We start from the raw sequence: 14,265 nt of genomic DNA on the forward strand, positions 1-14,265 counted from the left end.
CTTGCTTTCGTCTCAATGCCACAGCATAAAAGATGAATGCCTACGCTGACGCGCCTCGTCCTCTTTCTCGCCCTTGTTGCCGCCATCGTTTATGGCGCGATGTATGCGCTTGCCAATTTCGTTGAACCAGACACACGCGAGATCACCGTCGATATACCGGCTTCGAAACTGAAACCGGTGACGATTGCGCCTCCGTCAGCCCCCGCAGCCGAGCCTGCCGCGGCAGAAGCTGCCGCTACGGCGCCCCAATTGCCCCAATCGTCACAGACCCCGCAGGAGTGACGATGCGCGTATCGCTGGCGATCGAGAATTTTCTGGAAATGATGAGCGCCGAACGGGGTGCTGCGGAAAACACGCTCGAATCCTACCGACGCGATCTCTCCGCTGTGGCAGAGGCACTGGCGGCCCGAGGCGTCAATCTTGTCGAAGCCGGACCCGACCATATTCGCAGCGTCATTGATGTCATGGCAACGGAAGGTTTTGCCGCGACATCGCAGGCCAGGCGTTTGTCGGCACTGCGCCAGTTTTTTCGCTTTCTCTATTCGGAAGGCTATCGGCAGGATGATCCGACCGGCACGGTCGATGCGCCCAAGAAGCAAAAGCCGCTGCCGAAGATCATGAGTGTCGAAAACGTCACGCGGCTTCTCGACCGCGCAGTGCTCGAAGCCGGTGAAGCTGTCGAACCAGCTGAACGGATCAAGGCCTTGCGCCTTCATGCGCTTCTCGAAACGCTCTATGCGACAGGGCTTCGCGTCTCGGAACTTGTCGGCCTGCCCGTCACCGTCGCGCGCACCGATCACCGCTTTCTGCTGGTGCGCGGCAAGGGCTCCAAGGAACGCGTGGTTCCGCTTTCACCCAAGGCCCGCGAAGCTTTGCAGCGCTTTCTCGCCTTGCGGGATTCGCTGCCCGGCAGCGATGACAATCCCTGGCTGTTTCCGGCTTTTTCTGAAAGCGGACATCTGGCGCGCCAGGTTTTTGCTCGCGAACTGAAGGGGCTTGCCGCACGGGCAGGATTGTCGGTCGCCGCCATTTCACCGCACGTGCTTCGTCATGCCTTTGCCAGCCATCTGCTGCAAAACGGCGCCGATCTGCGCACCGTGCAGCAATTGCTCGGCCACGCCGATATTTCCACCACGCAAATTTATACCCATGTGCTGGAGGAAAGACTGCATAAGCTTGTGAGCGAACATCATCCGCTTGCCGATTAGGCTCTGTCCGGTTATGAGAAAATCGAAAATTTGCAAGATGAGCCAGTAGTGAATATGTAAAGCGCCGTAAAACAGCCTTTTTCAGGCTCGCAATAGCGCTAATCCCTTTGGAAAAAGCACGAACAGTCAGGCCCGATGTACAACTATCTCGACTTTGAAAAACCCGTCGCCGACCTTGAAGGCCAGATTCTTGAGCTGAAAAAGCTCGCGCAGGAGCAAGGCAGCGTCGAGATGAGCGACGAGATTCGTCGCCTCGAGAAGCGTTCGGCCGATGCGCTGAAGGACATCTATCGCAAGCTGACGCCATGGCAGAAGGCACAGATCGCCCGCCACCCGGACCGTCCGCACTGCCTGGAATATATTGATCGGCTGTTCACCGAATTCACCCCGCTTGCCGGTGATCGTAAATTCGCCAATGACGAAGCCATCCAGGCCGGTTTCGGTCGCTTCAACGGTCAGGCTGTTGCGATCATCGGGCAGGAAAAGGGCTCCGACACCAAGACCCGCCTGAAGCACAATTTCGGCTCCGCGCGCCCGGAAGGCTATCGCAAGGCCGTCCGCATCATGGAAATGGCCGACCGCTTCCAGCTGCCGCTCATCACCTTCGTCGATACTGCAGGCGCCTATCCGGGTGTCAGCGCCGAGGAACGCGGTCAGGCCGAAGCCATTGCCCGTTCGACGGCAGAGTGCCTGCGGCTGCGCGTTCCTGTCATCTCGATCATCATCGGTGAAGGCGGCTCCGGTGGCGCCATCGCTATCGCCGTTGCAAACCGCGTCTATATGCTTGAGCATTCGATCTATTCGGTGATCTCGCCCGAAGGCGCTGCCTCGATCCTCTGGCATGATTCGACCCGCGCCAAGGATGCCGCCTCCAACATGCGCATCACCGCGCAGGATCTGTTCGATCTCAAGATCATCGACGGTATCATTCCTGAGCCTTTGGGCGGCGCCCATCGCGGCAAGGAAGCCGTCATCGATGCGGCTGGCGACATCATCACCGCGTCGCTGCGCTCGATGAAGGATATCGATGGCGAAACGCTGAAGCAGGAACGCCGCCAGAAGTTCCTCGAAATCGGCCGCAACATCTGATTTCGCCCAGAATTGGAGCGCATCCCGAAAAGTATAATGCGGTTTTCGGATCAAGATGCACGATTCAAAACAAAAGAAGACTCATCCGGGAGGCCTCGTGCCTCCCGGATTTGCATCATGCTGCAAATTCGGCCATATTGCCGACGCGCTGGATTTCAAAGCATGTCGCGGAAAAGTGGAAACCGGTTTTCCGGAACCGACATGCTCCAGAAAATAAACAGCTAAAGCGCATCGCAAAGATATGATAGAACGCGACGCGCTTTAGCTATCTGAGCAAGGATTTATAAACGATACCGTAAGGTTTCAGTTTTAAAATTCGACGTTCAGGAAATTGGCTTTTGCTCATAAAGTCTCTGGCGTAGCTCTAACAGACTCGATGCGACATGAAGATCAGAACCGCAATTCTAGGCTCCGTAATGGCAACCGCGCTTCTCGCGGGCTGTCAGGGTTCGTCCGTATCCGATCTGAGCCTCCGGGCCGAGAAACCGCTTCCCGAGAAAGTCGTTGCCAAGATGAAGGCGAAGGGCATGACCCGTACCTCGCCGATCATGGTGCGCATTTTCAAGGAGGAAGGCACTCTCGAGGTCTGGAAGCAGAAGAACAACGGCAAGTACGACCAGATTGCGTCCTACGAAATCTGCAAGTGGTCGGGCAAGCTCGGGCCGAAATATATCGAGGGTGACCGTCAGGCGCCGGAAGGTTTCTACAACGTCCGCCCCGCCCAGATGAACCCGAATTCGAGCTATTATCTCTCGTTCAATATCGGCTTCCCCAACGCTTATGACCGCGCCAATGGACGCACAGGCCAGCACCTGATGGTGCACGGCGCATGTTCGTCGTCGGGCTGCTATTCGATGACCGACGAACAGGTCGCCGAGATTTATGCCTTCGGTCGCGACGCCTTCAAAGGCGGCCAGCGCGACTTCCAGATTCAGGCGTTTCCGTTCCGTATGACCGCTGCCAACATGGCGCGCTACAAGAGCGATCCGAATTATTCCTTCTGGAAAATGCTGAAGCAGGGTTACGACGCTTTCGAGGTCACCAAGGTGCCGCCGAAGGTTGATGTCTGCGAAAAGCGCTATGTGTTCAACGTTGCGACGCCGGACGGCCAGCCTCTGTCCGCAACGGACGCCTGCCCGCCATCGGTTGGCGGCGAGGCCATGTCCTATGCGTCTTACGAAAAGACCTACCAGTCGGCATTCAGCGCCAGCCAGAAGGCACCGGCACCGTCCATTCAGGGCATTGCCGAAGCCAAGCTGGTCTCCGCCTGGAGCGCTGCGCGCGCACGCGGTGAAAAGGTAACGCGGGAACCGCCGTCACTCACCGCTTCTTCCGCTGAAAAGGCAGGCGCACCGGACATTCGCCCGGCAATGCCAGCCGTACAGCCGACGGCCATTGCGGCGACGCCGCAACCGGCTCCTGTTCCGGCTCAGCCCGCAACACAGACCGCAGCCGTGCCCGCACCGCAGTCAAACCCGGTTACAGCGCAGGCTGCTGCCCCTCAGGTTTCATCGCAAGTCTCGCCGATGACGACGGCCAGCACGGTGGCTCAGAATGTCGAGCAACCGGCACCTGTCGCGGCCCCCGAACCGAAAAAGCCATGGTGGAAGATCATCGGGAACTGATGACTTTGCAGGATGACATTCCTGTCTATGATCTGAGGGGGCTTAAATGCCCCCTTCCGGTTTTGAAAACCCGCAATCGTCTGGAAAAAATGCCCAGCGAAGCGCTGCTCTGGGTGGAAACGACCGATCCGCTGTCAGGCATCGACGTCCCGCATTTCTGCGCGCAGGAAGGCCACGCCCTCCTCACGCAGGAGCGTCAAGGGACGTTGCATCGCTTCCTTATTCGCAGGAAGTGAGTATCAGCTCCGGGGCGAAAAACCCGGAATAGCCAGCGGATTTTCGGTCAGCGCGACACGATCGGGCCTGTCCAGCGCAGGACGCCCCAAAAACGCATCGAACAGCTCCCGCACATAGGTTTCCGGCAGATCCTTCACGATCATCACCAGAAGCGTTTCCCGCTTATCCTGCGGCCAATGCGGGAGGCGTGCAGGCGGATGGAAAATCTTCTGCACGCCATGAATGACAACCGGACGATCCGGGTCTTCGGCAATCTGCACGATGCCCTTTACCCGCAGCAGCTTCTCGCCATGCGTCGAACGCAGAAGATCGAGGAACATGTCGAAGGTGGATAGCGGGATCGGCGCATCGTGACGAAGCGAAAAGGACCGGATCGCATCGTCATGGTGATGATGATGCGCGTGACCATGATGGTGATCGTGGTGGTGGTCGTGATCGCAATCCGGCCCGCAGACATGGTCATGCCCATCGGAATGCCCGTGATGGGAATGGTCATGATGCTCGTCCTCATAGGCTTCCGCCTTGAGCCAGCGCTGCACGTCTGCCGATTTCGTTTCCGGATTATAAAGGCCGCATTCGAAAAGCGCCGCATAGCCGGTGCGCTTTTCACCAGCTTCCAGAATATCGGCACCGGGATTGAGCGCATGGAGGCGCGCCTTGAGTGCCGCCAGTCCGGCCTGCGCTTCCGGAAGATCGGTTTTGGTCAGCACGATGCGGTCGGCCATAGCGGCCTGCTTGACGGCTTCCGCGTGATTGTCGAGCGTCGCCATGCCGTTGACGGCATCCACGGTCGCCAGAACACCATCGAGCCTGAAAGCCTGCATGAGCACCGGATGCCCCATGATCGAATGCAGCACCGGCGCCGGATCGGCAAGCCCGGTGGTTTCGATAATGACGCGCTTCAGCGTCTTGATGCGCCCGGTCTGGAGGCGGTCGATCAGATCTGCCAGCGTATCCACCAGTTCGCCGCGCACCGTGCAGCACAGGCAGCCGTCGGACAGCTCGATCACGCCTTCGCTCGCCTGCTCGACCAGCAGGTGATCGATGCCGACTTCGCCGAACTCATTGATGATGACCGCCGTATCGTTCAGCGCCGGATCTTTCAGAAGCCGGTTGAGAAGCGTCGTTTTGCCTGAACCGAGAAAACCGGTCAGCACGGAAACGGGAATGGGATTTCGCATATCAGTTGATGGCCGTTGTCTTCACGCCTGCTGCCCGCTGCGGGCGCGGCATCGGCACCGGAATCTGCGAAATGTCGAGCTGGCTCGGACGGGTCGTCGGACCCGGCTCGGAAACCAAACCAACCCTAACCGGAACCGGGTCGCGATCCATGGCATGGATATAGGGCGAATTGATTTTCAGCTTGCCTTCGACATCGCGTCCGTCCCAGCGATCGGCCATGGCCTGCTGGCTGCAGATCGCCTTGCGCATGTCGACGGCCTGATTGAGATTACCGCCAGCCGCCGGACGCAAGGTCGCCAGCGTCGCGCCACCACCGGCACTTGCGCGGAACGCATCGGTCATTAGCTGTGCAGCCTGAACCGCACGCGCTTCCTGCCGATCGGCACCGAGAATGATTGCCAGCACAGTTCGGCCATTGCGCGTGGCCGAACTTGCAAGGTTGAAGCCGGATGCGCAGACGAAACCGGTCTTCATCCCATCCGCACCGTCATAGCGACCGAGCAGGATGTTGTAATTGGCCTGAACCTTCTTGCCTGCACCCGGATCGATCGCCTCGGTCGCGAAATAATGCGCATATTGCGGAAATTCGCGGCGAAGCTGCACGGCCAGAACCGCGAGGTCGCGCGCCGTGGTGTAGTTGTTGGGGTTGTGCAGGCCGTTCGGATTGGCAAAATGCGAGCCGACCATGCCGATACGCTGGGCTTCCTCATTCATGCGCTGCACGAAACCGGATTCCGTTCCACCCACGGCTTCGGCAACGGCAACGGCAACGTCATTGGCCGACTTCACCAGCATGATCTTCAACGCCGTATCGAGCGTCATGATCGATCCCGGCTTGTAGCCCATCTTGCTCGGCGGCTCCTTGGCGGCGTTGACCGTCATGCGTACCGGAGAATCCAGCGTCATCTGGCCTGACTGAAGCGCACGGAATGCCACATAGGCCGTCATCATCTTGGTCAGGGAAGCGGGATACCAGCGCTGAAAAGCTTCCTGCTGCTGGTAGACCTTGCCGGTTGCGACATCCACTGCAATCGAGGGATTAGCCGCAGCTGACGCCAGCGCGGTAGCGGACATGCCAGCAGCGACAAACCAGATTTTCAATGATTTCGACATCATTCCGTAGTTCCAATCGAAATAGCCTGCAACTTCTGCGGGTTCGAATTGCGCTCTAGAGCATTTCCAGCAAAAATGCGAAGCGGTTTTGCGTCGGATAATGCATAAAAACATAGAGGTAGAGCCGTTCCAGTGACTCTGTATCAACTGGAACCGCTCTGATGGGAGATTAACGCTTTCTTTATCTATGCCATGTGGCGATGAAAAGGCAAACAGGGATTGCCCGCTTTCACCGAAACGTCATATCCTGTTTTCTTCAAATCATGCCCAATCCGGGGAGCCCTCAGAAAATGCCAGTGTTGAATCGTGCCGTTGAAACGCAAGCGGAAATTGCCGCATGGCGGCGAAAACTGCACCAGAATCCTGAACTTCTCTATGACGTGCACGAAACTGCAAAATTTGTCGAAGACAAGCTGAAATCCTTCGGTTGTGATCTCGTGGAAACAGGCGTCGGGCGCACCGGCGTCGTCGGCATCATCAAGGGACGTCACGGCGACGGCCCGGCCATCGGCCTGCGCGCCGACATGGACGCCCTGCCGATTACTGAAACCAGCGGCGTCGAATGGGCCTCGCAAAATCCCGGCAAGGCGCATTCCTGCGGCCATGACGGTCACACATCCATGCTGCTCGGCGCAGCGCAATATCTCGCAGAGACCCGCAATTTCCGCGGTTCGGTCGCGCTTCTGTTCCAGCCTGCCGAAGAGGGCGGCGCCGGTGGCCTCGCCATGGTCGAGGACGGCGTGATGGACCGTTTCAACATTTCGGAAGTCTATGGCGTCCACAACATGCCGGGCCTGCCGGTAGGCCAATTCGCGATGCGAAAAGGCCCGATCATGGCCGCAACCGATGAATTCGACCTTTTCATTACCGGGCGCGGCGGCCACGCAGCGCAGCCGCATCGCACCATCGATCCGATCCTGGCCGGTTCCCAGCTGATGATTGCCCTTCAGGGCATCGTGTCGCGCAATGCCGATCCGCTCGATTCGCTTGTGATCTCGGTGACGAAGTTCATTGCGGGCGAGGCTTATAATGTGATCCCGGAAAAGGCGACGCTGTCGGGCACGGTGCGCACCTTGAAGAAGGAAACCCGCGCCTTTGCCGAACGCCGTATCCGTGAAGCTGCCGCCGGTATAGCAGCCGCCACCGGCGCGGAAATCACCGTGCGCTACAAGAACAATTATCCGGTCACCTACAACCACGATGCGCAGACGGAGTTTGCCGCCCGTGTCGCCAGCGCCGTGGCGGGCGAAGGCAAGGTGGACGAGAGCGTCGAGCCGATGATGGCGGCGGAAGATTTTTCCTACATGCTGGAAGCGCGCCCCGGCGCCTATATCTTCCTCGGCAATGGCGACACGCCCGGCCTTCACCACCCGGCCTATGACTTCAACGACGATGCCATTCCCTATGGGGTCAGCTACTTTGTGGCGGTAGCGGAAACGGCGCTCGCCGCCTGATGCCTGAATAAATCCGCCTGCCCCGCTTTTTGCGGGGTTGGCGACCGGCATGAAAAACAGTATGTGTCTGGAAGCATTCGCAATGCCGGAATCACCGGTGAATGCTTATCGGTCGGTCCCGTAGCTCAGTAGGATAGAGCGACAGATTCCTAATCTGTAGGTCACAGGTTCGATTCCTGTCGGGATCACCACCGAAATTAGCTTGTGAGCCAACCCGATTCCCAAAACAAGGCTAACTGCCTTGCTTCTTCAAATCGGTCATTCTAAGAAGCGCCATGATTTCATTGACTTGGTGGCAAATCATAATTGCCTTGCTGGTGATCTATTGGCCGATAACGATGCTCGGTGCCGCAGCTATTGTTGCGACAGGCTTTTTGGCCACCAAAAGCACGGCATGGCGGGCAACCTGGACAATTGTGGCTCTGTTTTTATCATCGCCGGTCTGGTGGTTCTTCCTGTTTGTCTGAGCTGTCTATACGCCCGTCACGATCTGGAACCATCACCACCACTACCCCTCATAAGGCCAGTTGGCCTGCGAGAAGACACCGCCATCGATCCAGATCGTCTGGCCGGTCACAAAACGCGCCGCATCGGAAGCAAAGAACAAGACCGGGCCGGAAATGTCCTCGGCCGTTCCTACCCTGCGTAGCGGCGTGATGCTCGCCCAGGTGCCCGCATAATCGGGCTGCTCTTCTGCTGTGCGTTCATTGAGGATCGCACCGGGGGCCACACAATTCACCCGGATGCCGTGCGGCCCGAGCTCCACCGCCGAAGCCTTGGTGAACTGCTCTATCCCGCCCTTCGACGCCGTGTAGGAAACCAGTTTCGGAAAGGCGAGCTTGTTGCAGCCTGATCCGATATTGACGATGGCACCGCCCTTATCTGCCTCCACCATGCGCTTTGCGGCAGCCTGCGTGTTGAGGAAACAGCCTTTCAGATTGGTGCGGATGACGTCGTCCCAGCCATCCTCGGAAAGCTCCAGCAAGGGTGCCCAGGCCTGGATGCCGGCATTGTTGACCAGCACGTCGGGCGCATCACCGAACCAGTCACAGACCTCATCGAAGAAGGCTTCGACCTCGACGCGCCTTCCGACATCGCAGCCAAGCCCCAGCGCCTGACCGCCCGCCTCCTCAATGGCTTCCACGAGCGATTGTGCAGCTTCGTCATCGTGCTTGTAGCTGAAGGCCACCGTGTAGCCCGCTTCGGCAAAAGCAGAAACAAGATGCCTTCCGATGCCTGTGCTCCCACCCGTGACGACTACAAATTCACCCATGCCAAAACCCTCCCGGAAGTATTCCCGGTCACGAATTTAATCGGTTTTCAGCGATGGTAAACCGGCAAAAAACAAAATAGCTTCCGTATGGGTGCGTCCCGAAAAGTGTGAAACGCCTACGCAGGGAAATTAGTCCACTGGACTGATTTCTAATCCTGCTTCGATCAGAAAAGATGCGCGTCAAAACAAATATTTAGTACGAGGAGAGAAAATGAATCCTGACATCAAGGAAGCCAATGGCGCGTGTCACTGCGGGACCGTGCGTTTTCGCGTCAAACTATCCAATGGCCTGCATACAGCACGGCGCTGCACCTGCTCCTATTGCCGGATGCGCGGGGCTGTCGCTGTTTCCGCAGAACTGGACGAGCTGGACGTGTTTGAAGGGAAAGATGCGCTGACGCTCTACCAGTTCAATACCGGTACAGCGAAACATTATTTCTGCTCGAAATGCGGGATTTACACCTTCCACCAGCGCCGTTCCAATCCGAGCCAGTTCGGCGTGAATGCCGCTTGTCTGGAGGGCGTATCACCATTCGATTTTGCGGTCGTTGAAGTGAATGACGGAATCAATCATCCCGCCGATCATCCTGAAAGGAAAAATTCCGATATTGTTGGTTATTTATATTATAAAGCGCTAAATAATAGTAGCAACAAATTCAAAATAATACTTATATTTCGCCATTAATAGAACATATAATTCAAAATAATGAATATTGTCATCTATATTTTATGGAGATATATTTTGAAAGCAAATTATTGCATGGCACTCGCCGTTATTCTTTCTTCTTTTGGACTGACGCAAACAAGCTATGCTCAGACAGCATCCAATGATGTTATGATCATCGCGACTCCGACCACGCAATCTGCGACGACGAACGGCGAAAAGGTCTTCTTCAGCCAGACCTTTGACATTGCCGTTGCCAATACGGGGGAAGCTGACATCAATCTCGACGATGTTTGCTTCATCGCCCATGGTGATACGGGGAAAACCTTCAACACTGATACGATCGATGAAAAGCTGGCATCCGGCACACTGAAACCGGGAGAGCAGGTGAAGGGCTTTGTCGCCTTCGCTACATCAGACAAATCTGTCTACGACGCACGAATTGTGAAAGCGTCAAAAGACTGCAAGTGAAGCCGTCACAGGAGCGCAACAACTTCGTCGGAAATCCGGCGAAGTTGTTCGTCAGCCGGGACGATATTTCTTGTTTCTCTCCCATGAAAACAGAACTGGCGGCAGCGGATCGAAGCCGCGAATAATATCTGCGCCCTTTTCGCCGACCATGATGGTCGGCGCATTGGTGTTGCAGGACGGAACGCGCGGCATGATCGAGCTGTCGCAAACCCGCAGACCTTCAAGACCGCGCACTTTCAGATCGAGATCGACAACGGCCATCGCATCGGTTCCCATCTTGCAGGTGCCGACCGGATGATGATCGGTCTTGGCATTGGCGCAGGCATAATCGAACAGATCATCGTCACTGATGACCTTCGAGCCTGGCAGGCGCTCGGCCATGACATAGGGCTTCAATGCGTCCTGCTGCATGATTTCGCGCGCGATCTTCAGGCCTTCGAGCGACATTTTGCGATCATGCGGATCGCTCCAGTAATTGGGATCGATCAAGGGGGCCGTTGACGGATCATTGGAAGAAAGCCGCACCGTCCCGCGCGAACGCGGATGCAAATAGGCGGAATTGAGCGTCACGCCTGCATTCTTGAGCTTCTCGACGCCAGCTTCAATGCCCGAACCAAGCCCCAGATGGAACTGGATATCCGGCGAGCGGGCATCCGGATCAGCATACCAGAAGCCGCCGGTTTCAAAGAGGCTGGACGCCACCGGACCAGAGCGCAGAAAGATATATTGCAGGCCCGCGCCAAGCGTGCGGTGGAGCTTTGCGATGCCATCATAAGTGTGATCGCCTGTGCATTCGGCAATGACAAACAGATCAAGGTGATCCTGCATGTTTTCGCCCACACCCGGCAGATCATGCTTCACACTCACGCCAGCTTCCTTAAGATGATCAGCCGGGCCGATACCCGATTGCAGCAGAAGCTTCGGTGAACCGATGGCGCCGGACGAGACAATCACCTCGCGGTTGGCGCGCAAGACCTCGCCGTTCATCAGTGTTACGCCGGTAACTAGGGTCTTTTCCAGATCGATATTGCGCACTGGCGCATTGATGCGGATCGTCAGGTTCTGGCGATCCCTGATCGGCGCAAGATAGGCAAGGGATGCCGACGAGCGGCGTTGGTTGCGTTGGGTAAGCTGATAAAAGCCAACACCTGCCTGCTCACGACCATTGAAATCCGGATTATACGGAATACCGAGTTCTTGACCCGCGCGGATATAGGCATCGCAGATTGGCAGCGGCGCAGAAGGCATCGAAACGCCAAGCGGCCCGCCATAGGAATGAAAATCATCGTTGAAGCGCTGATTGTCTTCGGCGCGTTTGAAATAGGGCAACACATGGCGATAGTCCCAGCCGGTGCAGCCGTCGTCGCCAGCCCATAGATCATAATCGGCGGCATTGCCGCGTGTATAAATCTGCGCATTGATGCTGGAGCCGCCGCCGATGACTTTCGCCTGTGTATAGCGCAGCACACGGTTTTTGAGGTGCTTCTGCGGAACGGTTTCCCACCCCCAGCTCGCTACACCCTTGGTCATCTTTACAAACCCGGCAGGCATGTGAAACAGCGGGTTCCAGTCGCTGCCACCTGCCTCCAGCAACAGCACTTTTATCGATGCATCTTCGCTCAGACGATTGGCGAGAACGCAACCGGCAGGACCGCCACCGACAATGATATAATCGTAATCCATCATGCCGTTCCTAAAGCTTTGCAATCGACAGGCCGCCATCGGCATTGATCGCCGAGCCCGTCGCAAAAATGAAATCGCCACCGGCAAGTCCGGCCACAATCGCGCCGACATCGCCCGCCTCTCCCCAGCGCTTCATCGGCACCAGACCGGCTTCGATCAGCCCGTCATAACGCTCGGCAACTTTGGCCGTCATATCGGTGCGTATGATGCCGGGACGGACCTCGAACACGCCGATCCGCGCTTCGGCGAGACGCAGAGCAAGCCCCTGCACGAAGGCTGTCAGACCCGCTTTGCTGATGCAGTAATCAAGCCGCTCCGGCGAAGTCATCACCGACGAAACCGAACTGATCGTCACAATGCTGCGTGGAAAACGCACTTCGGTTGCAGCCAGCATGACCTTCACCACGGCCTGCGTGAAAAACACCGTGCCGCGCAGATTCACATCCATGATCATGTCGAAGTTTTCGGGCTTCAGCCCAAGGAAATCGCCGCGCTCGACCGAGCCCATACCCGCATTATTGACCAGACAATCGATACCGCCGAATTCTTTCAGCACTGCGGCCACGGTTGCCGCATGCATTCCAACGGCGGCGAGATCGCTTTCAAAAAAAGCCACTTTTCCGCCAAGACTGCGCAATTCATGGATGACGGCTTCGTCACGCTCGCGGTCGGTAATCGCCAGATCGAAACCCTTGGCGGCCAGCGTGCGGGCAATGCCAAGCCCGATCCCGCGCCGCCCGCCGGTTACCAGCGCCAAAGGTCTTTGACGGTTCATGCCAGCACCTCCCGGTTCAAATGGTCCGCCACGCGCAGCGCCTGGGCTGCAATGGTCAGCGCCGGATTGACCGCCGCCGATGTCGGCAGGAACGACGCATCGACCACATGGAGATTGGGATGATCATAAGCGCGGCACCAAGGATCGAGCGGCGCTGTCGCCGGATCGTTGCCGATGCGCACAGTTCCGCATTGATGCGACGGGGTGCGCCGGTCGAAAGCGCGCGACAGCACGACCGGAAAGCCCGCCTGCCGGAGCGCTGATTTGAGCTTTTCGACCAGCATCAGATGCGCCTTCCAGTTACTGCGCACCCAATGCAGAATGATGCGGTCACCATCCACGCTCACACGACTTTCCGGCGACGGCAGATCCTCGCTCATCGCGTAAAAATCAATCGTATGCCCGGCAATGCGGTTCAAAAGCCATTCGGACACACGCGGCATATTGGATTTCAGGATCGCGCCCGACACCCGCCCCAGCAATTGCACATTGCCAAGCGGTGGTCCGCCTGCCCCGTCAGACAGATAGTAATCGTTGAAGCCAAAAGTCTTCTGGTAGATGCTGTCATTGCGATAGCGCGGATCGAAGGCGATCACAGCGCTGGAATTATGGTTCATGAAATTGCGACCGACCTGATCCGAACGGTTCGCCAGTCCTGAACGCAGCAACAGCGCTGCCGACTGTACAGCGCCCGCAGAAACAACAACCAGCTTGGGACGCAGGACCAGCACTTCGCCGTTCTTCACATAATGAACGGCTGTAATGGTTTTGCCGTCGGGCCCGGTTTCCAGCCGCGTTACCCGCGCCGCGGTTTCAAGCCTGACATTTGGATGTTTGAGCGCAAGTGCTAACGGACAGGTTTCCGCATCCATCTTGCCGTCATTGCTGTTGGGATGCGCGTCCCACGGCGTTTTGGCCTTCGCCAGCCAGCGCTCAATATCAACACCCAATGGCAAGGAAGCCGGATGCAGCCCCGCCTTCTTCAGCCGCGCACGCAAATCGGCAATCGGACGTTCATCGCGGATGGCCGGATAGGAATAGGGCTTTGAATGATAGGGTTCTGTCGGGTCATCGCCCAACTCACCGCGCACCTGAAAAAGCTCTTCCGCCTTGCAATACCACGGCTCAAGCTCGTCATAGGCAAAGGACCATGCCGGAGACACGCCTTCAAGATGCGCAAGCTCATCAAAATCCTCGCGCCGATAGCGCACCAGCACTGCGCCATAGAATTTGGAATTGCCGCCGACATTGTAATAATTGCCGGGATTGAAAGGCGTGCCATCGGTCTCGTACCAGAACTCCTTCGGGCGAAAGAAACCCTGTTGGAAAATAGCGCGCGGGTCGCGGTTTTCCGGCCTGTCCGGCAAATGCTCCCCTGCCTCAAGAATAAGAATGTCCGCACCTGATGCGCTCAGACCGGCGGCCATTGTTGCGCCGCCGATACCTGATCCGATGATGACGATATCCGGCTGTCCTCCCAAAGCCGTCACT

General features: G+C 57.3%; 15 protein-coding genes and 1 tRNA gene. 10 read left to right on the forward strand and 6 right to left on the reverse strand.

Features of this window, described 5'->3' with window-relative positions; translation table 11 throughout:
• Positions 1 to 36: 36 nt before the first annotated feature.
• The 5 genes from MKS82_RS13095 to MKS82_RS13115 all read left to right on the forward strand — a co-directional run bounded on the left by MKS82_RS13095 (position 37) and on the right by MKS82_RS13115 (position 4,158).
• Positions 37 to 282, forward strand: a complete 246-nt coding sequence (locus MKS82_RS13095; protein ID WP_109986970.1) for a hypothetical protein — start codon at positions 37 to 39, stop codon at positions 280 to 282.
• Positions 283 to 284: 2 nt separating this feature from the next.
• A complete protein-coding gene (xerD, locus tag MKS82_RS13100) occupies positions 285 to 1,208 on the forward strand; it encodes a site-specific tyrosine recombinase XerD (protein ID WP_109986971.1) in 924 nt (307 codons plus the stop codon).
• 135 nt (positions 1,209 to 1,343) lie between these two features.
• The gene (locus tag MKS82_RS13105) at positions 1,344 to 2,297 is read left to right on the forward strand and encodes an acetyl-CoA carboxylase carboxyltransferase subunit alpha (RefSeq protein WP_109986972.1); all 954 of its coding nucleotides are present in this window, start codon (positions 1,344 to 1,346) and stop codon (positions 2,295 to 2,297) included.
• Between the two features lie 383 nt (positions 2,298 to 2,680).
• On the forward strand, positions 2,681 to 3,922 hold the full coding sequence (locus MKS82_RS13110) for a L,D-transpeptidase family protein (protein ID WP_109986973.1): 1,242 nt from the start codon (positions 2,681 to 2,683) through the stop codon (positions 3,920 to 3,922).
• Positions 3,901 to 4,158 (forward strand): sulfurtransferase TusA family protein, encoded by a 258-nt coding sequence (locus MKS82_RS13115; protein ID WP_240579030.1) that lies wholly within the window; start codon positions 3,901 to 3,903, stop codon positions 4,156 to 4,158. Before MKS82_RS13110 ends, MKS82_RS13115 begins: the two co-directional genes overlap by 22 nt.
• A gap of 3 nt (positions 4,159 to 4,161) precedes the next feature.
• On the opposite strand, the gene MKS82_RS13120 is transcribed toward MKS82_RS13115, so the two are convergent.
• Together MKS82_RS13120 and MKS82_RS13125 are read right to left on the reverse strand one after the other, a co-directional pair.
• On the reverse strand, positions 4,162 to 5,340 hold the full coding sequence (locus MKS82_RS13120) for a CobW family GTP-binding protein (protein WP_109986975.1): 1,179 nt from the start codon (positions 5,338 to 5,340) through the stop codon (positions 4,162 to 4,164).
• Position 5,341: 1 nt separating this feature from the next.
• A complete protein-coding gene (locus tag MKS82_RS13125) occupies positions 5,342 to 6,457 on the reverse strand; it encodes a D-alanyl-D-alanine carboxypeptidase family protein (protein WP_109986976.1) in 1,116 nt (371 codons plus the stop codon).
• Positions 6,458 to 6,744: 287 nt separating this feature from the next.
• Here MKS82_RS13125 and MKS82_RS13130 point away from each other — a divergent pair, with 287 nt between their 5' ends.
• The 3 genes from MKS82_RS13130 to MKS82_RS13140 all read left to right on the forward strand — a co-directional run bounded on the left by MKS82_RS13130 (position 6,745) and on the right by MKS82_RS13140 (position 8,375).
• A complete protein-coding gene (locus MKS82_RS13130; protein WP_109986977.1) occupies positions 6,745 to 7,908 on the forward strand; it encodes a M20 aminoacylase family protein in 1,164 nt (387 codons plus the stop codon).
• A gap of 114 nt (positions 7,909 to 8,022) precedes the next feature.
• Positions 8,023 to 8,099 (forward strand) — tRNA-Arg (locus MKS82_RS13135).
• A gap of 84 nt (positions 8,100 to 8,183) precedes the next feature.
• Positions 8,184 to 8,375, forward strand: coding sequence for a hypothetical protein (locus MKS82_RS13140; protein ID WP_109986978.1), 192 nt, complete (start codon positions 8,184 to 8,186; stop codon positions 8,373 to 8,375).
• A gap of 41 nt (positions 8,376 to 8,416) precedes the next feature.
• On the opposite strand, the gene MKS82_RS13145 is transcribed toward MKS82_RS13140, so the two are convergent.
• Positions 8,417 to 9,181, reverse strand: a complete 765-nt coding sequence (locus MKS82_RS13145; protein ID WP_109986979.1) for an SDR family NAD(P)-dependent oxidoreductase — start codon at positions 9,179 to 9,181, stop codon at positions 8,417 to 8,419.
• Positions 9,182 to 9,392: 211 nt separating this feature from the next.
• On the opposite strand from MKS82_RS13145, the gene MKS82_RS13150 reads away from it, so the two are divergent.
• Together MKS82_RS13150 and MKS82_RS13155 are read left to right on the forward strand one after the other, a co-directional pair.
• A complete protein-coding gene (locus MKS82_RS13150) occupies positions 9,393 to 9,866 on the forward strand; it encodes a GFA family protein (protein WP_109986980.1) in 474 nt (157 codons plus the stop codon).
• A 75-nt stretch (positions 9,867 to 9,941) separates the two neighbouring features.
• Positions 9,942 to 10,316, forward strand: coding sequence for a DUF4354 family protein (locus tag MKS82_RS13155; protein WP_240579031.1), 375 nt, complete (start codon positions 9,942 to 9,944; stop codon positions 10,314 to 10,316).
• 51 nt (positions 10,317 to 10,367) lie between these two features.
• Here MKS82_RS13155 and MKS82_RS13160 read toward each other — a convergent pair whose 3' ends face one another.
• Genes MKS82_RS13160 through MKS82_RS13170 form a run of 3 tightly spaced genes read right to left on the reverse strand, consistent with a single transcriptional unit; the run spans position 10,368 to position 14,255 of the window.
• On the reverse strand, positions 10,368 to 11,999 hold the full coding sequence (locus MKS82_RS13160) for a GMC family oxidoreductase (protein WP_109986981.1): 1,632 nt from the start codon (positions 11,997 to 11,999) through the stop codon (positions 10,368 to 10,370).
• Positions 12,000 to 12,009: 10 nt separating this feature from the next.
• Positions 12,010 to 12,774, reverse strand: coding sequence for a 3-ketoacyl-ACP reductase (locus MKS82_RS13165; RefSeq protein WP_109986982.1), 765 nt, complete (start codon positions 12,772 to 12,774; stop codon positions 12,010 to 12,012).
• The gene (locus MKS82_RS13170; RefSeq protein ID WP_109986983.1) at positions 12,771 to 14,255 is read right to left on the reverse strand and encodes a GMC oxidoreductase; all 1,485 of its coding nucleotides are present in this window, start codon (positions 14,253 to 14,255) and stop codon (positions 12,771 to 12,773) included. Before MKS82_RS13170 ends, MKS82_RS13165 begins: the two co-directional genes overlap by 4 nt.
• Positions 14,256 to 14,265: the final 10 nt, after the last annotated feature.

It is taken from the genome of Ochrobactrum sp. A-1, from assembly GCF_022488005.1.
Lineage (GTDB): Bacteria > Pseudomonadota > Alphaproteobacteria > Rhizobiales > Rhizobiaceae > Brucella.